The 24211-nt window shown below is 38.8% G+C and carries 21 protein-coding genes and 2 tRNA genes; 12 read left to right on the top strand and 11 right to left on the bottom strand.

What is annotated here, in order from left to right; all coding sequences use genetic code 11:
* Positions 1-404: 404 nt before the first annotated feature.
* The 8 genes from KO524_RS05030 to hemA all read right to left on the bottom strand — a co-directional run bounded on the left by KO524_RS05030 (position 405) and on the right by hemA (position 7280).
* Complete coding sequence (locus tag KO524_RS05030; protein WP_219291157.1) at positions 405-812, bottom strand: c-type cytochrome; 408 nt, start codon at positions 810-812, stop codon at positions 405-407.
* Between the two features lie 78 nt (positions 813-890).
* A complete protein-coding gene (gene hemB / locus KO524_RS05025; protein ID WP_219291154.1) occupies positions 891-1883 on the bottom strand; it encodes a porphobilinogen synthase in 993 nt (330 codons plus the stop codon).
* 41 nt (positions 1884-1924) lie between these two features.
* Complete coding sequence (gene hemF, locus KO524_RS05020; RefSeq protein ID WP_219291151.1) at positions 1925-2827, bottom strand: oxygen-dependent coproporphyrinogen oxidase; 903 nt, start codon at positions 2825-2827, stop codon at positions 1925-1927.
* Between the two features lie 92 nt (positions 2828-2919).
* Positions 2920-3282 (bottom strand): hypothetical protein, encoded by a 363-nt coding sequence (locus KO524_RS05015; RefSeq protein ID WP_219291148.1) that lies wholly within the window; start codon positions 3280-3282, stop codon positions 2920-2922.
* Between the two features lie 63 nt (positions 3283-3345).
* The gene (gene hemE / locus KO524_RS05010; protein ID WP_219291145.1) at positions 3346-4371 is read right to left on the bottom strand and encodes a uroporphyrinogen decarboxylase; all 1026 of its coding nucleotides are present in this window, start codon (positions 4369-4371) and stop codon (positions 3346-3348) included.
* A 42-nt stretch (positions 4372-4413) separates the two neighbouring features.
* Positions 4414-5079 carry a uroporphyrinogen-III synthase gene (locus tag KO524_RS05005; RefSeq protein ID WP_219291142.1) on the bottom strand — a complete coding sequence of 222 codons (666 nt, stop codon included), beginning with the start codon at positions 5077-5079 and terminating at the stop codon, positions 4414-4416.
* 22 nt (positions 5080-5101) lie between these two features.
* Complete coding sequence (gene hemC / locus KO524_RS05000) at positions 5102-6028, bottom strand: hydroxymethylbilane synthase (protein ID WP_219291138.1); 927 nt, start codon at positions 6026-6028, stop codon at positions 5102-5104.
* Positions 6021-7280: a glutamyl-tRNA reductase gene (gene hemA, locus KO524_RS04995; RefSeq protein ID WP_219291134.1), complete on the bottom strand. Its 1260-nt coding sequence runs from the start codon at positions 7278-7280 to the stop codon at positions 6021-6023. The genes hemC and hemA overlap by 8 nt, the downstream gene beginning before the upstream one ends.
* 232 nt (positions 7281-7512) lie before the next feature.
* Between hemA and KO524_RS04990 the strand changes: the two genes are divergently transcribed.
* Genes KO524_RS04990 through KO524_RS04970 form a run of 5 tightly spaced genes read left to right on the top strand, consistent with a single transcriptional unit; the run spans position 7513 to position 12236 of the window.
* Complete coding sequence (locus KO524_RS04990; RefSeq protein ID WP_219291130.1) at positions 7513-8388, top strand: AraC family transcriptional regulator; 876 nt, start codon at positions 7513-7515, stop codon at positions 8386-8388.
* 18 nt (positions 8389-8406) lie between these two features.
* Positions 8407-9423: a ferrochelatase gene (gene hemH, locus KO524_RS04985; protein ID WP_219291127.1), complete on the top strand. Its 1017-nt coding sequence runs from the start codon at positions 8407-8409 to the stop codon at positions 9421-9423.
* 7 nt (positions 9424-9430) lie between these two features.
* Positions 9431-9970: a CopD family protein gene (locus tag KO524_RS04980; RefSeq protein WP_219291125.1), complete on the top strand. Its 540-nt coding sequence runs from the start codon at positions 9431-9433 to the stop codon at positions 9968-9970.
* On the top strand, positions 9971-11443 hold the full coding sequence (locus KO524_RS04975) for an ATP-binding protein (RefSeq protein WP_219291122.1): 1473 nt from the start codon (positions 9971-9973) through the stop codon (positions 11441-11443).
* Positions 11444-11453: 10 nt separating this feature from the next.
* Positions 11454-12236 (top strand): enoyl-CoA hydratase/isomerase family protein, encoded by a 783-nt coding sequence (locus KO524_RS04970; protein ID WP_219291120.1) that lies wholly within the window; start codon positions 11454-11456, stop codon positions 12234-12236.
* 240 nt (positions 12237-12476) lie between these two features.
* Here KO524_RS04970 and KO524_RS04965 read toward each other — a convergent pair whose 3' ends face one another.
* From KO524_RS04965 to KO524_RS04955, 3 genes are all read right to left on the bottom strand, one after another.
* A complete protein-coding gene (locus tag KO524_RS04965) occupies positions 12477-12899 on the bottom strand; it encodes a helix-turn-helix domain-containing protein (protein WP_219291117.1) in 423 nt (140 codons plus the stop codon).
* A 949-nt stretch (positions 12900-13848) separates the two neighbouring features.
* Positions 13849-13919, bottom strand: a tRNA-Gln gene (locus KO524_RS04960).
* Between the two features lie 126 nt (positions 13920-14045).
* A tRNA-Gln gene (locus KO524_RS04955) sits at positions 14046-14116 on the bottom strand.
* Positions 14117-14295: 179 nt separating this feature from the next.
* Here KO524_RS04955 and KO524_RS04950 point away from each other — a divergent pair.
* From KO524_RS04950 to bla, 7 genes are all read left to right on the top strand, one after another.
* Positions 14296-17502, top strand: a complete 3207-nt coding sequence (locus tag KO524_RS04950) for a DUF2723 domain-containing protein (RefSeq protein ID WP_219291114.1) — start codon at positions 14296-14298, stop codon at positions 17500-17502.
* 99 nt (positions 17503-17601) lie between these two features.
* Positions 17602-18657 carry a thiamine-phosphate kinase gene (gene thiL, locus KO524_RS04945; protein WP_219291111.1) on the top strand — a complete coding sequence of 352 codons (1056 nt, stop codon included), beginning with the start codon at positions 17602-17604 and terminating at the stop codon, positions 18655-18657.
* Between the two features lie 153 nt (positions 18658-18810).
* Complete coding sequence (locus tag KO524_RS04940; protein ID WP_219291108.1) at positions 18811-19296, top strand: acetyl-CoA carboxylase biotin carboxyl carrier protein subunit; 486 nt, start codon at positions 18811-18813, stop codon at positions 19294-19296.
* Positions 19297-19300: 4 nt separating this feature from the next.
* Positions 19301-20740, top strand: coding sequence for an acetyl-CoA carboxylase biotin carboxylase subunit (accC, locus tag KO524_RS04935; protein ID WP_219291105.1), 1440 nt, complete (start codon positions 19301-19303; stop codon positions 20738-20740).
* A gap of 6 nt (positions 20741-20746) precedes the next feature.
* On the top strand, positions 20747-22288 hold the full coding sequence (locus KO524_RS04930; protein WP_219291102.1) for an acyl-CoA carboxylase subunit beta: 1542 nt from the start codon (positions 20747-20749) through the stop codon (positions 22286-22288).
* 768 nt (positions 22289-23056) lie between these two features.
* Positions 23057-23446, top strand: coding sequence for a DUF4190 domain-containing protein (locus KO524_RS04925; RefSeq protein ID WP_219291099.1), 390 nt, complete (start codon positions 23057-23059; stop codon positions 23444-23446).
* A 32-nt stretch (positions 23447-23478) separates the two neighbouring features.
* Positions 23479-24201 (top strand): BlaB/IND/MUS family subclass B1 metallo-beta-lactamase, encoded by a 723-nt coding sequence (bla, locus tag KO524_RS04920; protein ID WP_219291096.1) that lies wholly within the window; start codon positions 23479-23481, stop codon positions 24199-24201.
* Positions 24202-24211: the final 10 nt, after the last annotated feature.

The raw sequence follows: 24211 nt of genomic DNA, 5'->3' as shown, positions 1-24211 counted from the left end.
AATAAACACACAAGGATAAACATAATTTAACAAACTCTATTTAAGCCCTGTTTTTTAGCTGTCTTAAAAATTAGCGTTACAAAAATCACACATTAATTATGTTAAATAACCAACTAATAACCAATTCTATTAAACTAAAAATTCCAATTACTGTTATTGAAAATAGCAAAATTAAATTTCACTACTTTAAAGCAATTATTGATTATAAAGAAGCAAATGCAACAACAGCAAATCTCCCTTAAAGGGTTTGAGATTCTAAAAACCTCTTCTCTTCATTTTGTCTTGAGCCCGAGGAGGACATCCATCAAACGAAGCAAAAAGGTATGGGATTATAAAAAACCCCTAAAACAAAGCACAAAAAAAACCGCCCTATAAGGCGGTTTTTAATTTGTGAGAGTAAATCCCTAAAGACTATTCATATAGGCTTCTATAGTTTTAAGCTCGTATTCACTCATTTTTTTAGTTATAGCAAAATTGGCTTGCATAATAGGAAACTGGGACGGATCGACAATTGCCTCACCATCACCTTGTAAAAAAGTTACGATACTCGCGTTGTGCTCTTTATAAATCTTGGTAATTTCTTTGATACTGGGTCCGATTACTTTTTTGTCGGCCAAATGGCAACTGTTACACGTGCCTTTGCCCTCAAAAAGCGCCTTTCCCTGTGCAATCATTTGTACGGGATCCGTGCTCTCGTTTTCTACTACTGCTGGGTACAACGTATCAGAATCTTTTGCAGGGGTTTCTTTTTTACAAGAGGTCAATGCAAGCAATCCCAAAACCAGTAGTCCCGATTTCATTATTATTGTCATGAGTTTCGTATTTGTTGTTTATTTTGTTGTCCAAATTTAAGGATAACAAACCACAACCAACATCGATAAACCGCTATTTTATTTCGATAAAAGTATTGCGGCTTCTTTGGCAAAATAGGTCGAAATCAAACTGGCACCCGCGCGTTTGATACAAGTCAATTGCTCCATCATGATTTTGTCGTGATCCAACCAGCCTCTTTCTGCTGCAGCTTTAACCATCGCATATTCTCCAGACACCTGAAATACCGCTACGGGAACATTTACTGCATCTTTTACCTCACGTACAATATCCAAATAGGCCATACCGGGTTTTACCATCACGATATCCGCCCCTTCCTCTACGTCGTAAAGCGCCTCTTTAATCGCTTCTATACGGTTGGCATAATCCATTTGATAGGTTTTTTTATCTTTCGGAATGGCTGCATTATCCACCGGTGCACTGTCGAGTGCATCGCGGAAAGGTCCGTAAAAAGCCGATGCGTATTTGGCCGAATAACTCATGATTCCCACATCGGTATAACCACTCGTATCCAACGCCTGACGTATGCGCAATACACGTCCGTCCATCATATCACTAGGTGCCACAAAATCCGCTCCCGCTGCAGCATGAGACACACTCATCTGCATCAAAGCTTCTACCGTTGCATCGTTGACTACTTTTCCGTTGCCAATAATTCCGTCGTGTCCGTAAATCGAATACGGATCCAAAGCCACATCAGGCATTACAATCATTTCTGGACAAGCGTCTTTGATTGCTTTAATCGCCTGTTGCATCAAACCATTTGGATTCCATGCTTCTTTACCGGTATTGTCTTTAAGGTGTTCGCCCACTTTGACATATATATTAACCGCTCGAATACCCAAGAAAAATAGTTCTTTGACTTCTTTTACCGTCAAATCTATAGAACGTCTATAAATCCCAGGCATGGACGCGATGGGTTCTTCTATGTTAGTTCCCTCTGCAATAAACATTGGAAACATAAAGTCGGCCGGAGTTACAATCGTTTCACGCACTAAACTTCTAATGGATTCACTCACTCGCAACCTTCTACCTCTTTCTAATGGAAACATATTTTTTTACTTTTTTTATTAATCACTATGGAGTCTTGTGGTTAAACCCAAGCTTTGGGCTGTGCCAAAACTTCGAGTAAACGCGCTTCTGCCGAATCGCTTTCGGGATGATGATCGTAAACCCACTGTACCACCGGCGGCAGACTCATCAAAATCGACTCGATACGTCCGTTGGTTTTTAATCCAAATAAGGTTCCTTTATCGTGTACCAAATTAAATTCCACATAACGGCCGCGTCGGATTTCTTGCCACGTTTTATTGGCTTTAGTAAACGATTCCTTGCTTCTGCGTTCGACTATTGGCATATAGGCTTCTAAAAAGCTATCGCCCACTTCGGTAACAAAAGCATACCAATCCTGCATAGATTGGGTTTCGGTTTGTTGTAAATGATCGAAAAATAAACCGCCAATTCCACGAGCTTCCTCGCGATGGGTATTCCAAAAATACGCATCGCATTGTTTTTTATATAAGGGATAAAAGTCGGAATGATGACGATCACAGGCCTTTTTACATACGGAATGAAAATGTACCGCATCTTCTTCAAACAAATAATAAGGCGTCAAATCTTGTCCTCCCCCAAACCAAGATTTCAAAACGCTGCCATCGGCATCATACATCTCGAAATAACGCCAATTGGCATGTACCGTAGGCACCATCGGGTTTTTAGGATGCAATACCAAGCTGAGTCCACACGCAAAAAAATCCACTTCTCCCACACCAAAATAGGTTTGCATGGCCGCAGGCAAAGCCCCGTGAACCGCAGAGATATTCACACCACCCTTTTCAAAAACACCTCCGTTTTCAATAACACGAGTGCGCCCGCCACCGCCTTCGGGACGTTCCCATAAGTCTTCTTTAAATTGAGCTATACCGTCTAGTTTTTCCAGTCCGGCAGTAATTGTATCTTGCAATTGTAAGATATATTGATAAAATTGATTTTTCATTTATCGATATGGTTGTTTTTTGATCAACGAATACCGTCACCCCTACCTCCTCTTTTTTAAAGACGCGGTATTTGAAACGATATTACAAAAAATTATAATTGACTTATTTTATTCATGATTTCAAACGAAAAAGACTTGCTTTCGGTTTGTATAAATTGATAAAGCTCCTTCGCCTTTTCTTTAAGATCGGAATGCCCTTCACGTTTAGACCATACCACTAAAGCATCGGCAAATTGTTCCATGTGATTCCAATCGAAATTAAATTTCACCAAATGTTGGTTGAGGGTATTGGAATCAAAATTGCGAAGATCTTCCACACTCATTCCCATTTTATTCAATTCTACTTGCAACTCTAATTCATTCCAATTTTCCGGAAGAAACACCAAGGTCATCAATTTCTGTAAAATCGAATTGATGCGTTGATCTTCTTCACTGCGCATACCTTTGTTTAACATGGTTTTTACGTTTTATATGATTAAAAAAGAGTCTGCAGCACAGCCGCAAACCCTCCTATTTTTCTATTGTCCGTATTCCTTAACCGCTTCTATAAATGCCTTGGCATGATCAACGGGAATATGAGGTAAAATACCGTGTCCTAAATTGACGATATATTGGTCTTTTCCAAATTCATCGATCATCTCGTGTACCATCTTTTTAATTGTTGGAATCGGTGACATCAATCTACTCGGATCAAAATTTCCTTGCAAAGTGATTTTATTACCCGTAAATAAACGGGCATTTTTAGCAGAACATGTCCAATCTACTCCTAAGGCAGAAGCTTTAGATTGCGCCATTTCACCCAATGCAAACCAACATCCCTTTCCAAAAACGATAACGGGAGTTACTTCTGAAAGTGCCTCAACGATTTGGTTGATATAATACCACGAAAAAGTTTGATAATCCACCGGAGACAACATACCTCCCCAAGAATCAAAAATTTGTACGGCATTAACACCAGCTTTGACCTTTTCTTTTAGGTATAAGATAGTGGTATCGGTTATTTTTTGTAAAAGCGCATGAGCGGCTTCAGGTTGTGAAAAACAAAATCCCTTAGCGATATCAAAACTCTTAGATCCCTTTCCTTCTACGGCATAACAAAGTATGGTCCAAGGAGAACCGGCAAATCCGATTAATGGAACCTCATCGTTCAACATTTCTTTGGTTACTTTAATGGCATCCATCACATAACCCAGAGTTTCTTCTATATTCGGAACAATCACTTGTTCTACGTCTTTTGCCGAACGGATTGGATTGGGAACCCAAGGTCCTATATTCTCTCTCATTTCCACATCGATTCCCATGGCTTGCGGGATTACCAAAATATCCGAAAACAAGATGGCCGCATCGGGTTTTACAATTCGAATCGGTTGTACAGTTATTTCTGCCGCGATTTCCGGCATTCTACAGCGTGTAAAAAAATCATATTTATCTCGTAAAGCACGAAATTCCGGTAAATACCTACCTGCTTGACGCATCATCCATACCGGTGGTCGTTCAACAGACTCCCCTTTTAAAGCTCTTAAGAATAAATCGTTTTTAATCATTTTGTTTGTTTTTAAAATTTTCTTATCTTTAAATAAGAACCTCTATTTATAATAATTAACGCAAGCCTCCAACGTAGCTTCTACGGTGGGATGGCTCGCCAGAATCACTCGTGTTGTAATTCCCTCTAAGGCTGTAGCCGTGGTTTTACCAATGCAAAAACAAACGGCCTCGCCTACGGTATTTTGTTTTAAATAACTATAAACTCCAGACGGACTATAAAAACAGATGCCGTCGAGTTTTTTCGTAATGGAATGACTGCTTAAATCGGTGCGATAAACCTGAAATTCATTGAATTCCATTTGAGCAGCCTGAAATGCCTCTGGCAATACATGACTACGCAAGTTTCCATTAAAAAAACTGATTTGGACATGCGGATATCGGTTTGCGATTATCGGTGCTAAATCCACTGCATAATGTGCCCAAGCCAACACTTCCCATCCGTTTTGTTCCAATAATAATTTGGTTTTGATACCAACACAAAAAACGGGTTTTTGCTTTAACTCCATCCCTTTCGGATGCTGTAATAAACTTCTTACCGCATTCTGACTGGTTAACAGCAGGTAATCGTGAAGATGGTCGATATTGAAATCCAAAGTGCTGATTGTGATAAAATCGATTTCTATTAACTCAATAGGTACCGCCCGCAAAATAGCCCTTTGGTCTGCTGCAAGTGTTTTGGTAGAGAGTATGGAAATTGTTGGAATCATTAGTACACCAATGGACTTAAACTTATTTCTTCAATTGTTCTCTTAGTTTTGTCATCAAAGCCGCTCCTCCATTATCCAAAATTTCTTTGGCCGCAAAGAATCCTAATTTTTTCCATTCTTCAATGGGAACCTCCTTGTGTACCTCAAATTTCTCGGTTCCATCCAAAGACAACAAAACCCCTTTAAAAGTCAGGGTATCGTCGTGTTCATTATATTGTACAAAAGCTCCGATTGGCGCGGTACATCCGCCTTCTAATGTTCGCAAAAACTGACGTTCTATATAGGTAGCGATTTCCGATTCTATATCGTTTAATTGAGCCAATGCATCCAAAGCATATTCGTCGTTTTCCATGGCCAAAACCACCATAGCCCCTTGAGCGGGAGCGGGAATCATCCAATCTAAACTGATAAAATTTTCTGGTTTTTTTGCAATACGATCCAATCCTGCAGCGGCAAATATAGCCCCCTGCCATGGATTGTCTGCTAATTTCTGCATTCTCGTATTGACGTTTCCACGCAGGTCAACCGTTTGGTGATTGGGATATTTGTTTAACCATTGTGCTTTTCTTCTCAAACTTCCCGTTGCAATTGTAGCCATATCTGCATCTAAAAACGACACATCGCCCTGATGCAACAAAATATCTTTTGCACTAGCACGAGGGAGCACCGCAGCTTGAACAACACCTTCAGGCAAAGCGGTAGGTACGTCTTTCATCGAATGTACGGCTATATCAATACTCCCATTAATCATAGCGATATCTAGTGTTTTGGTAAATATACCCGTAATCCCCATTTCATATAAGGGCTTGTCCAAGACCAAATCACCGGTAGATTTTACTGCAATAATTTCTGTTTTATAACCCAAATCACGTAGTTTTTGAGCTACAGTGTTGGCTTGCCAAAGCGCTAACTCGCTATCGCGAGTTCCAATACGTAATGTTTTAGTCATTTTTTACAGTTTCTATTTGGAAAACTTTTTCAATCCATTCAATACTCTCTTCTACCATGGTATCTTCGTGTTTAAGATGGTTGGCAAAATGGGTAGTGATTTTTTGGATAATACGCATACTGATCAGTTGCGCTTGTTCTTCCTGAAAGTTATCTATTTTTTTTCGATGATAATTTAACTCGTTGTCTTTTATAACCTCCAATTTGGATTTTAAAGCATGTATGGTAGGTGCAAATCTTCTGGCTTGAGCCCAAGCTAAAAACTCGGCTTTCACCTCCTCGATAATAATTTCGGCCTGTGGAATAAACTGTTTGCGTCGTTCCAAGGTATCATCGGTCATTTGCGACAGATGATCGAGATGAATCAATTCGACCCCCGGTAAATCGCGAACGTTTTCGTCAACGTTTTTGGGAATCGACAAATCCAATATCAATAAGGGCTTGTTTAGGTTTAAAATGGTCTTGTCAATTGTTGGATTTTGAGCTCCAGTCGCCACAATCAAAACATCTGCTTGCCGAAGTTCCGAATGCAAATCGGCATAATCCTTTACTATCAAATCAAATTTACCAGCAATCTCCAAAGCTTTATCCTTGGTTCTGTTGATTAAGGTGATGTGTTCGTTCTTGGTGTGTTTAACCAAGTTCTCGCAGGTATTTCTTCCGATTTTACCGGTTCCAAACAATAAAATATTCTTGGAACTGATGTCCGGTATGGTATTCATTATATATTGTACCGAAGCAAAGGAAACCGAAGTAGCTCCGGAACTGATTTCCGTTTCGTTTTTTATACGTTTACTCGCTTGAATGACCGCATTGACTAAACGTTCAAAATAACTGGTCGTCAATCCCTTTTCCCGCGCTTGTATAAAACTGTTTTTTATCTGACTGATGATTTCGAAATCGCCTAGAATCTGACTGTCCAAACCGGTTCCAACTCGAAACATATGTGAAATGGCTTCCATATTTTTATGCACATAAGCCACTTTTTGAAAATCTTCAATACTGCCATTACTGTTGTCACACAACAATTTTATCAACTCAAAAGGATGCTGCGCAAAACCGTAAAGTTCGGTTCTATTACAGGTAGAAATAATAATCAAACTCGCGATACCCGTTTCATTAGCCTGATCAAAAACAGCAGTTTTAGCCGCGTCGTTTAAGCTAAATTTACCGCGCATTTCCGCATCTGCCTTCTGATAATTCAGACCGATTACGTAAAATGACGCATGTTTTACCTTCGTTGAGTTTTCCATATAAATTTCTTCAATTCTAAAAAGTAAACAAATGTATGACTTCGCCATTGATAAAAACACCGCTAGAAGGACTATTTATATCGTTCTTAGAAAATCTAAACAAAACTAGGCATATTTATATAAAAACCAGTACTTTTGTAGCAATGGCAATACTTACAGAGTGGCTTATCTAGATTGATTCTAAATAAATATTTTCAAGTATGCCGCCCCAAGGAATAAAAAAAACACCGCTATGAGTACAAATGAAGAAGTTATTATTGAAGACGATTTCATACTGTTGCGCTTCGATAACCAGAGCAATGAAACGGTAACTTACGAAAGGGAAATGAAAATGGGCGTTATCCAATTTCACTTCGATTTAAAAGGGAGTGCCCGCTTTTTATTCAACCAAGGAAGTTATGTTTTAGAGCTAGAAGGCGAACGTTCGTTGGTGTTATACAATCCGCAAAGAGAGCTGCCTGTCCACTTGGAAATAGCTCCAAATTCGTGGATCGTTTCCATCTTGATATCGATACAAAAATTCCATTCGCTGTTTTCAACAGAAGCGGCATTCATCGGTTTCCTCAACGAAGAAACCAAGGACAAGAAATATTATGGTGAAGAACGTATTTCTCCTTCTATGGCCATAGTATTAAATCAAGTTTTTAATTATCACTTAAATCCTTCGATTAAGAAACTGTATTACAAAGGGAAAACCTATGAGTTATTGAGTTTATACTTTAACCGAAATGAAGATCCCAATGCCGAAAATTGTCCTTTCTTAATCGACGAGGATAATGTTTTAAAAATACGTCGTGCCAAAGAGATTATCATCAGTAGAATGGCAGAGCCACCGACGCTTCAGGAATTGGCAGATACCGTAGGTATCAATATTAAAAAACTCAAAATGGGCTTTAAACAAATTTACGGCGATTCGGTTTTTAGTTTTTTATTCGATTACAAAATGGAATTTGCGCGAAAACTGCTTAATAATGGGAATTACAATGTAACCGAGGTTGGATTAAAAATCGGATACAGTTCTTCGAGTCATTTTATTTCTGCCTTTAAAAAGAAATTCGGAACCACTCCAAAAAAATACCTGATGTCTATCAGTCAAAACATATCATAAAACTCAAAACTAAACAAGATGAAAGGTGTACTACTAGTCAATCTAGGCTCCCCAAAAAGTCCCGAACCCAAAGATGTTAAACCGTATTTAGGCGAATTCTTAATGGACAAGCGTGTAATCGATATCCCTTATGTATATAGAGCTTTATTGGTAAAGGGAATCATCCTCAACACCCGCCCGAAAAAATCGGCGGCGGCCTATAAAAAGATTTGGTGGGACGAAGGATCTCCACTTGTAGTGATTTCACAACGTACTCATGCTAAAGTGGAAGAAAAGATGGACATTCCCGTGGTTTTAGCGATGCGTTATGGCGAACCCTCTATCAAACAAGGCTTAGAAAAATTACACCAACAAGGTGTAACCGACGTATTCTTAATTCCGCTATACCCACAATTTGCGATGGCTACCACAGAAACCATAACGGTTTTAGCAGAAGAATTACGCAGCAAATTCTATCCTGAAATGAATATTACGAGTTTACCGGCTTTTTATAAAAAAAAGGAATATGTAGCCGCACTAGCTAACTCAATCAAAAGTCACTTAGAAAATTATGATTACGATCAACTGCTTTTTTCGTACCACGGTGTACCCGAGCGCCACATCAAAAAATCCGATATTACCAAAAGTCATTGCCAAATAGACGGTAGCTGTTGCAATACGCCTTCTGTCGCTCACGACTACTGTTACCGTCACCAATGTTTTGCAACCACCAAACAAGTGGTTGACGCCTTGGGAATTCCAGCTGATAAATATTCCGTAAGTTTTCAATCGCGTTTGGGGCGCGATAAATGGCTAGACCCAGCAACGGACATGACCGTTAACCAAATGGCTGAAAACGGCGTTAAAAAACTCGCCATCGTCACCCCTGCTTTTGTAGCAGACTGCCTGGAAACCCTTGAGGAAATAGGAATGGAAGCCAAGCATGAGTTTTTACAACGTGGCGGTACCGAATTTAAAACCATTCCGTGCTTAAACGACGACGACCAATGGATCGACGCCTTAGTGACCTGGATTAACGAATGGAAAACCAAATAAAAACAGCATGTATTTATATTTAAAAGCACTACACATCATCTTTATAGTTTGTTGGTTCGCCGGACTTTTTTATATCGTCCGCCTGTTTGTGTATTATGCCGAAGCACAACTCAAATCGGAACCGGAAAAGCGAATTCTATCCGAGCAATACCAGCTCATGACGAACCGCCTCTGGTACATTATCACCTGGCCAGCAGCTGTTTTAGCGGTGAGTTTCGGCATCGGGATGTTTATTTACAATCCCATTTTATTTACGCAACCCTGGATGCATGTCAAATTATTTTTTGTACTTTTATTGCTTATCTACCACTTCAAGTGTCAGCAGTTTGTAACACAAATCGAAAAGGCTACCCTAAATAAAACCGCTGCTTTTTTTAGACTTTGGAATGAAGGAGCAACCATCATCTTGTTTGCAGTTGTTTTTTTAGCCGTTTTAAAAAGTGCTGTCAATTGGATTTACGGACTGATAGGAATCATCGCGTTTTCATTTTTATTGATGATGGGGTATAAATTTTATAAAAAAATACGCGAACAGAACAAAAATTAGATGAAAAACAATTTTCTACTAAGGAATTTTTCATTGCGAAATAGAATATTTATTTCGTTAATCTTTTTGACCTTAATTTCCTCTGTACTCATAGCGGCCGTATCGGTATATCAATTCCGAAAGGAAGCGCGTACCTTTCATCAAGATCGTTTGGAACGTAAGGAAAACTCGATTAACGAACACATCAATTTTATACTTTCGACCACAACTTATCCTTTAACAACCAAAAACCTCCCGCTGATTTTTAAGGACAAAATCCACGAATTAGCCACCATACACAGCATAGAAATCAACATACACGACTTAGAAGGACACTTACTGATTTCTTCCAAAGGCAATTTTTCGATAGACAGCATTCCACCACCGATTTCACCCATGATTTTAAAAATCCTACAATCGTCTCAATCCAAGCGTTTTGTAGATTTAAAGATGATTAATAACGAGCGATATCGCACGGCTTATAGCTACTTAAAGGACAACAAATTCAAACCTTTGGGGGTTATCCAACTTCCCTATCCCGAAGAAACGGAGTTCTATGAGAATGAAATCAAAAATTTCTTAATGCGATTTAGTCAGGTGTATTTGTTTATGTTGATCATGTCGATCACTATTGCTTATTTTCTATCGACCTATATCACCAGCAAATTACAAACGATCAGTACAAAAATAACCGCAACCCAACTCAACAAGAAAAACGAAAAAATATTAGTCACTTCCTCGAGTAAGGAAATCAACGATTTGATTACGGCCTACAATCAGATGGTGGATCAATTGGACGACAGTGCTTCTAAACTAGCCCAAAGCGAACGCGAGCAAGCTTGGCGCGAAATGGCCAAACAAGTGGCGCATGAAATCAAAAACCCCTTAACTCCGATGCGTTTAACCGTACAGAGTTTTCAAAGGCGTTTTGACGTTAATGACCCGAATATCAAACAGAAAGTCGATGATTACTCCAAAACACTGATTCAACAAATTGACACGATGAATTCGGTTGCCTCGGCCTTTTCAAACTTTGCCTCCATGCCGGCTCAGAAAAACGAAAACCTCAACATCGTCAAGATCGTTCAACTGGCATTGGATATTTTTAACGAGAACTACATTCGTTTTGAGTCGGAAGAAAAGAGCATCATTACGCGAATGGATCGTACCCATCTTATCCGAATTATTACCAACTTGGTCAAAAACGCCATACAAGCCATACCCGAAACAGAAACGAATCCGGAAATCGTTGTTTCTATTAAGAAAGTACACAATAACGTATTGCTAGAAGTAAAAGATAATGGAATAGGAATCAGCATTGAAAATAAAAATCGTATTTTCGAACCTAAATTCACTACCAAATCCAGCGGAATGGGATTGGGACTGGGAATTATCAAAAATATAGTAGAAAACCACAACGGTAGTATCAGCTTTGAATCAGAACCCGGAAAGGGAACCTGTTTCCGAGTAAGCCTACCGATCATTAACACATAAATCACAAATTATGGAATTTGAAAACATTTTAGTTGAAAGAGAAGCGCCTTTGGCCATTTTGACTATTAATCGTCCAAGCAAACTAAACGCTTTAAACAAAGCCACGATTGAAGAATTGCACCAAGCGCTAAAATCCATTGAAAAAGATTCTAGTATTCGTGCCATCATCATTACAGGAAGTGGCGAGAAAGCATTTATCGCAGGCGCCGATATTTCAGAATTTGCTAATTTCTCTTTAAGCGAAGGATCGCAACTCGCAGCAAAAGGTCAGGAATTATTGTTTGACTTTGTACAAAACATTTCCAAACCCGTTATTGCAGCCGTCAATGGTTTTGCTCTAGGCGGTGGACTGGAATTGGCTATGGCAGCTGATTTTAGAATCGCATCAGACAATGCAAAAATGGGCCTACCGGAAGTAACCTTAGGCGTTATTCCTGGATATGGAGGTACACAAAGACTACCGCAATTAGTAGGAAAAGGACGCGCTATGGAAATGATTTTAACCGCAAGTATGATCGACGCCGAAACAGCCAAAGCATACGGTTTGGTTAACCATGTAGTCCCACAACAACAATTACTACACTTCACTAAGGAAATGGCTCTTAAAATCGCCAGAAACTCCCCAACTGCAGTAGGTAAAGCCATCAAAGCAGTTAATGCCAACTTTAAAGATGGCGTAAACGGTTTCCACGAAGAAATCAAAGCTTTTGGAGAGTGTTTTGCTACAGAAGATTTCAAAGAAGGTACTACCGCCTTTTTAGAAAAAAGAAAACCGGATTTTAAAGGATTGTAAGATAAAAAAAAGACCAACTGATGTTGGTCTTTTTTTTATTGCGGATTCGCCTATTTGCGGATTTGCGGATTCGCTTTAGCACGCATAAAATAGACTGAAATTTTGTTGGCACCTATTTATTTTAGAGCCTATTCGCCTATTCGCGGATTCGCGGATTCGCCTATTCGCGTATCTGCGTATCTGCGTATCTGCGTATTCACCTATTCGCTTTAGCACATTTGAAATAGACTAATAACTCCTTTACCCTTTAATAGTGTCAATCAGTTCTTTTAATTGCGATATCATGTCGCTCTTCTCTTGCAACATACGCTCGTATAAAGCCATTTTTTCCTCGTAAAGTTCCATGATTTTTTCTACAGGATGAAATGTAGGCTGAAAGCTAAAAAAAGAAGGTTGAGAGCAATTTTCAAAAGTTGCGGTATTGGAGATTAGATTAATCGCCTGTTCTTCATCGAAGTTTTCAAAAGCTTCTACAGGAATTTTTAAGGCTTGTGAAATATCTTTTAGCAATGATTTATCCACAACTTCCTTATTTTCTAAAAGTGAAATTTTCTGCTGATTCCAATCCTCTCCTAAATCAAACGCCAAAGCTTCCTGTTTAATACCAAGCATTTCACGGAAACGTTTTATATTTCGACCTTGATGTATTGTTTTATGTTCCATAACATTAAATAAATTAAGAATGGATTCCCGACGGAACCCCTTACCGTAAAGACAAAGCGTTGTAAAGTTATAAAAATATCTAAGAAAACAATGTATATATGAAATTTTGAAATATCAAATCAACTAGAATGGATTTGCTTATTCGCTTATATGCGGATTCGCGTATTCGCTTTAGCGCGCCTAAAATAGACTAAAATTTTGTTGGCACCTATTTATTCTAGAGCCTATTCGCCTATTTGCGGATTCGCGGATTCGCGGATTCGCTTTAGCACTCATAAAATAGACTAAGTGTTTATCTAGGCTAAAATCGTGTTGGTTTTATTCTAGAGCGGATTCGCCTATTCGCAGATTTACGGATTCGCTTTTGAGCATATAAAACAGACTAAGTGTTTATCTAGGCTAAAATCATGTTGGTTTTATTCTAGAGCGGATTCGCCTATTCGCAGATTTGCGTATTCGCTTTTGAGCATATAAAACAGACTAAGTGTTTATTTAGACTAAAATTTTGTTGGTTTTATTCTAGAGCGGATTCGCCTATTCGCAGATTTACGGATTCGCTTTTGAGCATATAAAACAGACTAAGTGTTTATCTAGGCTAAAATCGTGTTGGTTTTATTCTAGAGCGGATTCGCCTATTCGCAGATTTGCGTATTCGCTTTTGAGCATATAAAACAGACTAAGTGTTTATCTAGGCTAAAATCGTGTTGGTTTCTATGTATTTTAGAGCTGATTCACGTATTCGCGTATCTGCCTATCTGCCTATTCACGTATTTGCGTATTCACGTATTTGCGTATTCACGTATTTGCGTATTCACGTATCTGCCTATTCACGTATCTGCCTATTCACGTATTCACGTATTCACGTATCTGCGTATTCGCCTATCTGCCTATTCGCCTATCTGCGTATTTACCCCATAAAAAAAGACCTTCACAATGAAGGTCTTTTTTGTTGGCCTACTAGGACTCGAACCTAGGACGACTGAACCAAAATCAGCTGTGTTACCGCTACACCATAGGCCACTATATCTTACTTAATGCGTATTCTTAACTCTTTTATTAGAAACTATATTTTTTTGACACATCCCCTATAATTCCCCGTAATTCTATTGTAAAAAAAAGACCTTCAAAAATGAAGATCTTTTCTTGTTGGCCTACTAGGACTCGAACCTAGGACGACTGAACCAAAATCAGCTGTGTTACCGCTACACCATAGGCCAATGCTTGTTTTTTTAAGCATGCATTACTTCTGTAATGCGGATGCAAAAGTAGCACATTTTTTGAAACCCGCAAACTTTCCTACAAAAAAAATGATTTTTTTTTAATTTATGTAAGCTGATACAAAAAAAACAGTTTCTTTGTATCTACAAGTAATTTAAGAATCAAGTATCTATAATTTATGTTGACATTTAATTTTAAGAGATGGGATCTAATCATTGGCTGGCTTGTTTTTGCCCTTGCTTTAATCACCTACACTCTTACGGTAGAACCTACGGTCAGTTTCTGGGATTCGGGGGAATATATTGCTACCTCGGCCAAACTTGAAGTAGGACATCCACCTGGAGCACCTTTGTACCAAATGCTAGGGGCCTTTTTCTCTATGTTTGCTACGGCTCCACAACATGTTGCTCTGATGGTAAATATGGTGTCGGTCTTCTCTAGTGCCTTTACCATCTTATTCTTATTTTGGTCTGTTACCAATTTGCTTAAAAAAATAAGCACCACCTATTCGGAATGGAATAATTCCAATGCCATTGCAGTATTGGGAAGCGCTGCTGTTGCAGCCTTAGCCTTTACTTTCTCCGATAGTTTTTGGTTTAGTGCGGTTGAAACGGAAGTATATGCTTCTGCCATGCTTTTAATATCCCTTTTGCTGTGGTTAGGCCTTCGTTGGGTCGATGAAAGCGACCAGGCACGCGGAAACAGATGGTTATTACTTATCTCATTGATTATCGGTATGTCTTTTGGAGTCCATTTAATGGCACTTTTGACCATTCCTTCAATTGGGTTTTTATATTATTTTAAAAAATACCAGAAAATTACCGTTACCAACTTTATAGTTGCCAACCTAATCATCGTTGGTGTACTCTTCTTTATCTTTATGTTTTTATTCCCATATACCTTAGCCTTCTTCGGTAAAATGGAAATATTTATCGTAAATGAATTGGGGATGCCTTTTAATTCGGGAACGATACTGGTCTTTTTACTTATTTTAGCCTTCTTTATTTTCGGACTGAGATACACCAAAAAGAAAGACAAACCCTTTGCCAACACTATAGTACTTTGTCTAATTTTTGTATTTGTTGGATTGACTTGCTGGGTTATGCTACCTATTCGAGCCAATGCCAATACGGTCATCAATGAAAACAGACCTTCAGATGCAGCCGAATTATTAGCCTATTACCAACGAGAGCAATACGGCTCTCAAAGTTTGAGCTATGATGCTATGTTTTCATCTAAATATTCGGGTATCGATCAAGAAGAACCCTATGTTGACGACAAGCCCAACTACGAACGAGATTACAAAACCGGCAAGTACGTCATCATCAATAATTACAAAAATGCATCCCAAAATATCGATCGAAACCACAAGGGTTTCCTTCCGAGAATGTGGAGCACAGACAACAGCCACCGCATCAATTATATGCGTTTCACCAAACCCCTAGAATTCCGTATCAAACCCGAATACGCCCAAGAAGACCAATTGGTTCAATTGGTAACTGGTGTTCGACAAGGTTTGCGAACAGGAGAAATAGGAATAGAAGGACTTGACCAGTTTTTCAATCAAAGCGGTCGCTATTTAGACATTGAAAAACCATCATTATCAGACAATCTTAAGTTTATGTTCGAATACCAATTCGGATATATGTACTGGAGGTATTTGATGTGGAATTTCGTAGGACGTCAAGACGATATCCAAGGAAATGGAGGACCTGAAAACGGAAATTGGATGAGCGGTATTAAGTTGTTCGACGAAATCCGATTGGGATCTCAAGACAATCTACCGGCAGATGTTTTAAACAACAAAGGCCGTAATCTATATTATTTCTTACCTTTTATTTTAGGTGTAATTGGATTTATATTTCACTTTAAAAAAGACAAAAAGTCGTTTTATGTATTGCTGGTTTTGTTTTTATTTACCAGTCTCGCCTTAAAGATATTCTTAAACGAACGCCCTTTTGAACCCCGAGAACGCGACTACGCCGTAGTAGCCTCCTTTTTTGTGTTCGCCATGTGGATCGGCTTTGGAGTATATGCGATTTACGACGGTTTAAAAAAATACATCAGCCCAAAAATTGCCGGACCAGCTATTGTCGGTTTATCCCTTCTTTGCGCTCCGCTTTTGATGGCTTATCAAAATTGGGACGATCACGATCGCTCTGGCAAATATACCGCCTTGGCCAATGCAAAAGCCTATTTAGACTCTTGTGACCCCAATGCCATATTGTTTACCATCGGAGATAACGATACTTTCCCACTTTGGTATTTACAAGAGGTTGAAGGTTACCGTACCGACGTTCGTGTCGTATGTACTTCCCTTTTACCACAAGACTGGTATATCGATCAAATGAAATCTAAAGCCTATGATTCAGAACCACTACCGATCGACTTTACACACGATCAATATGTGGCAGGAACTCGCGATATCGTTTTAATCGAAGAACTGATCAAAGAGCGCTTGGATATCAAACAGTTTTTAGATTTTATACGTTCCGATCATCCGCGTTCGAAAACAACAACAGAATCCGGTCAAACATTATATTTAGTACCAACAGGAAAAATTAGAATTCCGGTTGATAGTGTAGCGGTAGCTAAAAACAATATTGTATCTAAACATTTAAGAGACCAAGTAGTTCCTTATATAGACGTTGATATCAAAGACCAAGTGTTATACAAACACCGATTGATTATGTTAGATATTATCGCCAACAACAATTGGGAGCGTCCTGTGTATTTCTCTGGAGGTAGCTATGGCGACGACGACTATTTGTGGATGAAAGATTATCTACAGTTAAGCGGATTAACCTATAAATTAGTTCCTCTTAAAACCCCACTGAGCACACAATCCCATTCGCTATATATGGGAGGTATTGATGCAGACAGAATGTACAAGACCGTAATGGGTTGGTATTGGGGAAATAGCGGTGGCGATATCTATCACGATCCGCAAACGCGTAGAAACAGTATTCAATACCGAATTAGTATGGCCCGATTAACTGAGAAATTAATTGAGGAAGGTCAGCTTAAAAAAGCAAAAGACATCATTGATTTAGCAATGACCAATATGCCTATCGATAAATTCCAATATTACAGTGTAGTTCCGCCTTTTGCAGAGTCGTATTACTTGGTTGGTGAAAAACAAAAAGCACGTGAAATTATTGAAAAGCTGATTGAAAAATCACAACAACAACTCAACTATTACAAAGGCTTAAGTTCAGGCGATCAAGAATACTACGCTATGGAAATCATGAGCGAGATTGAAACTTACAGGCAAAATTTACAAATTGCCGAGGAGCACGACAAGGAATATTACAGAAAAGGAGTTCCAATCTTCAATAAATACAACGGCTATTTCGCCCGATTTAAACGAAGTAACCTCGAATAACAAAACCGAAAAAAGCGATATGAACTAAAACCACTTATCGCTTTTTTCTATTATAAACTTTGTATTTTTGCACTTTACTTTAGGACCTAAAAAAACAACATGATAGAAAATAAAAACCAATCCAAAACAGCCCTGTCTCAACTAGGGGAATTCGGACTGATCGATCACTTAACCAAAGTTTTTGACATCAACCAAGAAACCACGATTAAAGGGATTGGCGATGACGCTGCAGTTTTGGACTTTAAAAACGATAAAGTAGTTGTATCTACGGACTTGTTAGTAGAAGGAGTACATTTTGACTTGGCCTATATGCCTTTAAAGCATTTGGGATACAAGGCGGTTGTAGCTAATTTATCCGATATCTATGCAATGAATGCCGTAGCTACTCAGATAACCATTTCCATAGCCGTATCAAACCGATTTCCACTCGAAGCCCTTGAAGAACTTTTTGATGGTTTTGCCACTGCTTCCAAACACTATGGAGTGGATGTCATTGGAGGCGATACCACTTCTTCTCAAAAGGGATTAATCATTAGCATCACCGCAATTGGTCATGCCAAAGAGGAAGAAATCGTTTATAGAAATGGCGCTGGCGACAAAGATTTACTCGTGGTTAGTGGCGATATAGGTGCCGCTTATATGGGACTTCAAATCTTGGAACGGGAAAAACAAGTGTTTTTAGTAAACCCCAATAACCAACCCGATTTGGATGCCTATAGCTATTTAATAGAAAGGCAATTAAAACCCGAAGCCAGAAACGACATTAAGAAGTTATTGTCCGATCTAGGTGTACAACCCACTTCAATGATCGATATTTCCGATGGGCTGTCTTCGGAAATCATGCATTTGTGCAAACAATCACAAGTTGGCTGTAAATTGTATGAAGACAAACTTCCCTTAGACCCACAATTTATCAATGCCTGTGAAGAATTTAACATAGACAGTACTACCATTGCTTTAAACGGAGGTGAAGATTACGAATTATTGTTTACCATCAAGATGGAAGATTTTGAGAAAATCAAAGGAAACCCAAGTTTATCCATTATTGGATATATCAATCCCGAAGAGGAAGGTACGCATTTAATTACGAGAGAAAACACCCAAATTCCCTTAAAAGCTCGTGGCTGGAACGCACACGAAGAGGAGAGCGAATAAAAATATACAGCACCGAATATTTCGGTGCTTTACTTTTAAACTAACAAAAGCGCTAGACCGTATAATATTTTAGTTTGATTCTAAATATCTTTTAAATAGCTGTTTTGGTTTTCAAAATAATTATATTTACGGTTAGTAAAATATCAACCTAAAATGAACGAAAAGTATCAACTTACCGTAAACTCCGATTCGAGTTATCAGTCGTCTGATTTAACCGGACTAGATGTAAACTCAACCTTAGTTTCCCCTAATAACTACCACGTTTTAAAGAACAACAAGTCCTTTACTACTGAAATCACAGCAGGTCAATTCGATCAAAAACGCTATGTAGTCAAAGTCAACAACAATACCTATACGGTAAACATTCAAAATCATTTGGATCAATTGATCAAACAATTGGGTTTTTCTATAGGAACCAACAAACAGGTCAATGCGATTAAGGCACCCATGCCGGGTTTAATTCTAGAAATCAGCGTACAAGTAGGACAAGAAGTTTTAGAAAACGACAACCTATTGATTTTGGAAGCCATGAAAATGGAAAACAACTTGAGTTCTCCACGTGCTGGAATCATCAAATCGATTTCGGTTTCCAAAGGAGATACTGTAGAAAAAGGACAATTGTTAATTGAATTCGAATAGGATTATGAAAAAAATATTGATAGCCAACCGTGGCGAAATCGCTGTTCGTATCATGAAAACAGCTAAGAAAATGGGTATAAAAACGGTAGCGGTATTTTCTACAGCAGATCGTAATGCTCCTCACGTAAAAATGGCTGATGAGGCTGTTTGTATTGGAGAAGCGCCTTCCAGTCAATCGTATTTGTTAGGCGATAAAATCTTGGAGGTAGCTCAGCAATTAGGTGTAGATGGTATTCATCCAGGATATGGCTTTTTGAGTGAAAACGCGCAATTTGCGAACAAATGTGAACAAAAAAACATCACTTTTATCGGTCCAAATTCACATGCCATTGAGGTCATGGGAAATAAATTGGCGGCAAAAGAAACCGTAAAAGCTTATAATATTCCTATGGTTCCCGGTTTAGACGAAGCCATAACCGACATTGAAAAAGCTAAAAAAGTGGCTGCTGAAATCGGCTTTCCCATTTTGATTAAAGCCGCTGCTGGAGGTGGAGGAAAAGGAATGCGTGTCGTTGAAAACGAAAGGGAATTTGAATCACAAATGCAACGTGCCATTTCAGAAGCGACGAATGCTTTTGGAGACGGCTCGGTATTTATTGAAAAATACATCGGAGCACCACGACATATCGAAATTCAAGTATTGGCAGACAAACACGGAAATATCGTACACTTATTCGAAAGGGAATGCAGTATACAACGCCGTCATCAAAAGGTAGTTGAAGAGGCTCCTTCTGCGGTATTAACACCTGAAATCAGACAAAAAATGGGAGCTGCAGCCGTACAAGTTGCCGCATCATGTGATTATGTTGGAGCGGGTACTGTAGAATTCCTATTAGATGAAAACAAAAATTTCTATTTTTTAGAAATGAATACCCGCCTGCAAGTGGAGCATCCAGTTACCGAATTGATTACCGGATTGGATTTGGTCGAAATGCAAATTCGAATTGCAGACGGTGAAGTACTTCCGTTTAAACAAGAAGACCTTAAAATACAAGGTCATGCGATGGAACTAAGAGTATATGCCGAAGACCCTTTAAACGATTTTTTACCTAGTGTAGGACATTTAGACACCTATATCCTACCTGTAGGTGAAGGAATTCGAGTGGATAACGGTATCGAACAAGGAATGGATGTGCCAATTTACTATGACCCTATGCTAGCCAAATTGATTACTTTCGGTAAAACTCGTGAAGAATCGATCCAAGTGATGCGTCAAGCTATCAAAAATTACCAGGTCGAAGGTATTAGTACTACCTTGCCATTTGGGCAATTTGTTATGGAACACGACGCTTTTAAATCTGGGGATTTTGACACTAATTTTGTCAAAAAATACTACAATTCCGACCTGCTAAAAGAACAGTATAATGAAGAGGCGCAAGTAGCGGCTTATGTAGCATTACAACAGTATTTAGAAGATCAGAAACAATTACGCTTACCTAATTAGTCTATCATGAATTCGAAAATAAATCAGTTACAAGATAAAATCGCTCAAGCTCATTTAGGAGGTGGCGAGAAAAGAATTGAAACACAACACAGCAAAGGGAAATTAACTGCTAGAGAACGCATCGCTTACCTTTTAGATGAGGGTTCCTTTGAAGAAGTTGGTATGTTGGTTACTCACCGTACTACAGACTTTGGCATGGACAAAGAAATCTATTATGGTGATGGTGTAGTTACGGGATACGGAACCATCCACGGAAGATTGGTCTATATATTTGCTCAAGATTTTACTGTATTTGGAGGTGCTTTGTCTGAGACACATGCTGAAAAAATTTGTAAAATCATGGATATGGCTTTAAAAATGGGCGCTCCGATGATTGGACTTAACGATTCAGGCGGTGCCCGTATTCAAGAGGGGGTTCGCTCGTTAGGTGGTTATGCCGATATCTTTTTTAGAAATGTTCAGGCTTCTGGAGTGATTCCACAAATCTCCGCTATTATGGGGCCTTGCGCCGGAGGAGCTGTGTATTCTCCAGCGATGACCGATTTTACCATGATGGTAGAAGGTTCTAGTTATATGTTTGTAACGGGACCTAGCGTTGTTAAAACCGTGACCAATGAAACGGTTACTTCAGAAGAACTCGGTGGTGCTAGTACGCATTCTACCAAATCAGGAGTAGCCCATACTACATCGGAAAACGACGTTGTATGTTTGGAAGATATTAAAAAATTACTGAGTTATTTACCTCAGAACAATACCGAATCTCCTGCCTTATTACCGATAACGCTTAATGAGGAATACCGCGACCAGTTGAACCATATAGTTCCGGAAAGCGCGAATAAACCTTACGATATGAAAGCCGTTATCGACGGTATTATTGACGAGGATTCTTTCTTTGAAATTCACAAAGATTATGCGGAAAACATAGTTGTAGGATTTGCAAGATTAGGCGGACGCAGTATTGGAATTATTGCCAACAACCCTATGTTTTTAGCGGGATGTTTGGACGTAAACAGTTCTGTTAAAGCCGCGCGTTTTACGCGTTTTTGCGATGCTTTCAACATTCCTTTATTGGTACTGGTTGACGTTCCCGGCTTTTTACCTGGAACCGATCAAGAATGGAACGGAATTATCGTTCATGGAGCCAAATTATTATACGCCCTGAGCGAGGCTACGGTACCTAGAGTTACCGTGATTACGCGTAAAGCCTATGGTGGAGCCTATGACGTGATGAACTCCAAACACATCGGAGCCGATTTAAACTTCGCGTGGCCTAATGCCGAAATTGCCGTAATGGGTGCCAAAGGAGCCAGCGAAATTATCTTTAAAAAAGAAATTTCAGAAGCCTCAGACCCGGCAGCCAAATTGGCCGAAAAAGAAGCGGAATACGCAGAAAAATTTGCAACGCCTTATCGCGCAGCACAACGCGGTTTTATAGACGAAGTAATCCTTCCACATGAAACCCGTAGAAAATTAATTAAAGCTTTTGCTATGTTGGAAAACAAAGTAGTGGATACTCCGAAGAGAAAACACGGAAACATTCCGCTATAGTTTACATGGTGTTCACTAAAACAAGCCTTGCTTGAAAGCTCCGCATTTCAGACCATTGATCAATGCTGTTTTACATAAACGAAAAACCGTATGCGAATTGTATAAAATTAAAAGTCCTTATCATTAATTTGATAGGGACTTTTGCATTATCTACACAGTAGTATTAAGTAAACCCCGTCACATTTATACCATTAAACTAAAACAAACGTGCACCCGACTTCAACCCAACCTGGAATGCCGTTAAAAAATTCAGAAAAATACGTGCTTACCTAAAATCTGTTCCAGACCAAAAAAAAGTGGTCTTCTTTTTTGATTCTTAGGAGAATATTCCACCAGACGACGGCATTTTTATGTTCAATACACCCCAATGGATTTCCATACTTAAGCACTATTTATAAGCTCGTTAAAAACAAAAGAACCCTAGTAGAAATACTTTTTCACTTTTATATTTAGGTTACGAAAAGGGAATAAATGGCAACTTCACTAGCCAATACAAATAAGTTCACTTTTAAGGTGTCAACTTTAGTCACCAATAAAAGCCAAACGACTATAATTCTCTTTTAGACAATCAGGACCATCCATGCCGACCAGCTTCCTATCCAGCACTATAATCTTGCTAAAACAACGCCTTAGCTAAACATTTAGAAATAAATAACTTTTGCTAAAAAACTCAATAAAGATATAAAAACGAACGAATTGTTTTTTTTATTCTATATTTGCTCTTCATTTTAACAAAAAAAAGGATATTTAATTTTACCATTTCAAACTATGGAAAACAGTCAAATACAGAAAAGCAATGCCGGTCAAGGTATGGGAATTGCCGCATTGGTATTGGGGATTTTAGGTGTTTTAACCGCTTTTATCCCCTGTTTTGGATTTTTTGCCATGATTTTCGGTGTACTTGCTATTGTATTCGGAATTATTGGATATACACAAGCCAAAAGAGAAAACGCTTCCTTAGGCCTACCTATTACGGGTTTGATTTTGGGAATTATTGCCTCTATTTTTGTTTTGATATGGACACTGCTTTTTGCAGCAGTCTTTAGCAGCAACATAATGGACATGAACACCCTTTCTAGAGAACTACAAAAAGATATACAAGGAGATTCTCTAGACGAATACCTTCAAGATACGGACACTATTTTTACTCGAGAGTAGCAGCCTTAACTTTCCTTTATTTTATTTTTATTATGCTAAAAAAGTTTCTACTAGTCGTTTTATCTATATTTACCTTTGGTATACAGGCGCAAAACAAACCCTTGCAAATCGAAAAAATAACTAAAAACCTCTATACTTATACTACTTATCAAACATTTAACGGAACCTTATATTCTTCCAACGCCCTCTATTTGGTTACCGAAGAAGGTGTAGTTCTCTTCGATACGCCATGGGACAAACAACTCAATCAACCGCTACTCGATTCCATTCAACAAAAACATCAGTTAGCCGTTGTCAAGGTATTTGCCACGCATTGGCACGAAGATCGAGCAGGAGGATTTGACTTTTTTAACCGTTTAGGCATAGATACCTATGCTTCGCAAAAAACAAATCAGAAATTAGCAGCCGAAGGTTTAGCAACCGCCACACACACTTTTAAAGATGAAGCGGTATTTACGGTTGGTAAAGATGTTTTTGAGCTGTTATTTGTCGGAGAAGGGCATACTTTTGACAACATCGTTGTTTGGTTTCCAAAACAAAGCGTGTTAGATGGTGGATGCTTAGTAAAAAGCAGTGCAGCCACCGATCTTGGCTATATAGGTGAAGCCAATTTGGAAGCCTGGCCTACCAGTATTATCAATATACAAAAACGTTTTAAAAGTGCCAAATTCATCATCCCTGGTCACGATAACTGGCAAGGTCAAGGGCATTTGGAACACACTCTAAAACTGTTAAAACAGCAAAAAAGTGATTAATTACACTCTT

The organism is Flavobacterium sp. NKUCC04_CG, from assembly GCF_019345525.1.
Lineage (GTDB): Bacteria > Bacteroidota > Bacteroidia > Flavobacteriales > Flavobacteriaceae > Flavobacterium.
Note: the sequence above shows the minus strand (reverse complement) of the source record. Positions and strands in the feature narration are given on the sequence as shown.

Excerpts from the sequence above, each read along its gene's own strand:
- KO524_RS04930 (WP_219291102.1), top strand. The coding sequence starts at position 20,747 with ATGAATTCGAAAATAAATCAGTTACAAGATAAAATCGCTCAAGCTCAT.
- KO524_RS04940 (WP_219291108.1), top strand. The coding sequence starts at position 18,811 with ATGAACGAAAAGTATCAACTTACCGTAAACTCCGATTCGAGTTATCAG.
- hemC (WP_219291138.1), bottom strand. The coding sequence starts at position 6,028 with ATGACTAAAACATTACGTATTGGAACTCGCGATAGCGAGTTAGCGCTT.
- hemB (WP_219291154.1), bottom strand. The coding sequence starts at position 1,883 with ATGTTTCCATTAGAAAGAGGTAGAAGGTTGCGAGTGAGTGAATCCATT.
- KO524_RS04970 (WP_219291120.1), top strand. The coding sequence starts at position 11,454 with ATGGAATTTGAAAACATTTTAGTTGAAAGAGAAGCGCCTTTGGCCATT.
- KO524_RS04980 (WP_219291125.1), top strand. The coding sequence starts at position 9,431 with ATGTATTTATATTTAAAAGCACTACACATCATCTTTATAGTTTGTTGG.
- hemE (WP_219291145.1), bottom strand. The coding sequence starts at position 4,371 with ATGATTAAAAACGATTTATTCTTAAGAGCTTTAAAAGGGGAGTCTGTT.
- KO524_RS05005 (WP_219291142.1), bottom strand. The coding sequence starts at position 5,079 with ATGATTCCAACAATTTCCATACTCTCTACCAAAACACTTGCAGCAGAC.
- hemF (WP_219291151.1), bottom strand. The coding sequence starts at position 2,827 with ATGAAAAATCAATTTTATCAATATATCTTACAATTGCAAGATACAATT.
- KO524_RS04965 (WP_219291117.1), bottom strand. The coding sequence starts at position 12,899 with ATGGAACATAAAACAATACATCAAGGTCGAAATATAAAACGTTTCCGT.
- KO524_RS04950 (WP_219291114.1), top strand. The coding sequence starts at position 14,296 with ATGTTGACATTTAATTTTAAGAGATGGGATCTAATCATTGGCTGGCTT.
- KO524_RS05015 (WP_219291148.1), bottom strand. The coding sequence starts at position 3,282 with ATGTTAAACAAAGGTATGCGCAGTGAAGAAGATCAACGCATCAATTCG.
- accC (WP_219291105.1), top strand. The coding sequence starts at position 19,301 with ATGAAAAAAATATTGATAGCCAACCGTGGCGAAATCGCTGTTCGTATC.
- KO524_RS04925 (WP_219291099.1), top strand. The coding sequence starts at position 23,057 with ATGGAAAACAGTCAAATACAGAAAAGCAATGCCGGTCAAGGTATGGGA.
- hemA (WP_219291134.1), bottom strand. The coding sequence starts at position 7,280 with ATGGAAAACTCAACGAAGGTAAAACATGCGTCATTTTACGTAATCGGT.
- KO524_RS04975 (WP_219291122.1), top strand. The coding sequence starts at position 9,971 with ATGAAAAACAATTTTCTACTAAGGAATTTTTCATTGCGAAATAGAATA.
- KO524_RS04990 (WP_219291130.1), top strand. The coding sequence starts at position 7,513 with ATGAGTACAAATGAAGAAGTTATTATTGAAGACGATTTCATACTGTTG.
- hemH (WP_219291127.1), top strand. The coding sequence starts at position 8,407 with ATGAAAGGTGTACTACTAGTCAATCTAGGCTCCCCAAAAAGTCCCGAA.
- thiL (WP_219291111.1), top strand. The coding sequence starts at position 17,602 with ATGATAGAAAATAAAAACCAATCCAAAACAGCCCTGTCTCAACTAGGG.
- bla (WP_219291096.1), top strand. The coding sequence starts at position 23,479 with ATGCTAAAAAAGTTTCTACTAGTCGTTTTATCTATATTTACCTTTGGT.
- KO524_RS05030 (WP_219291157.1), bottom strand. The coding sequence starts at position 812 with ATGACAATAATAATGAAATCGGGACTACTGGTTTTGGGATTGCTTGCA.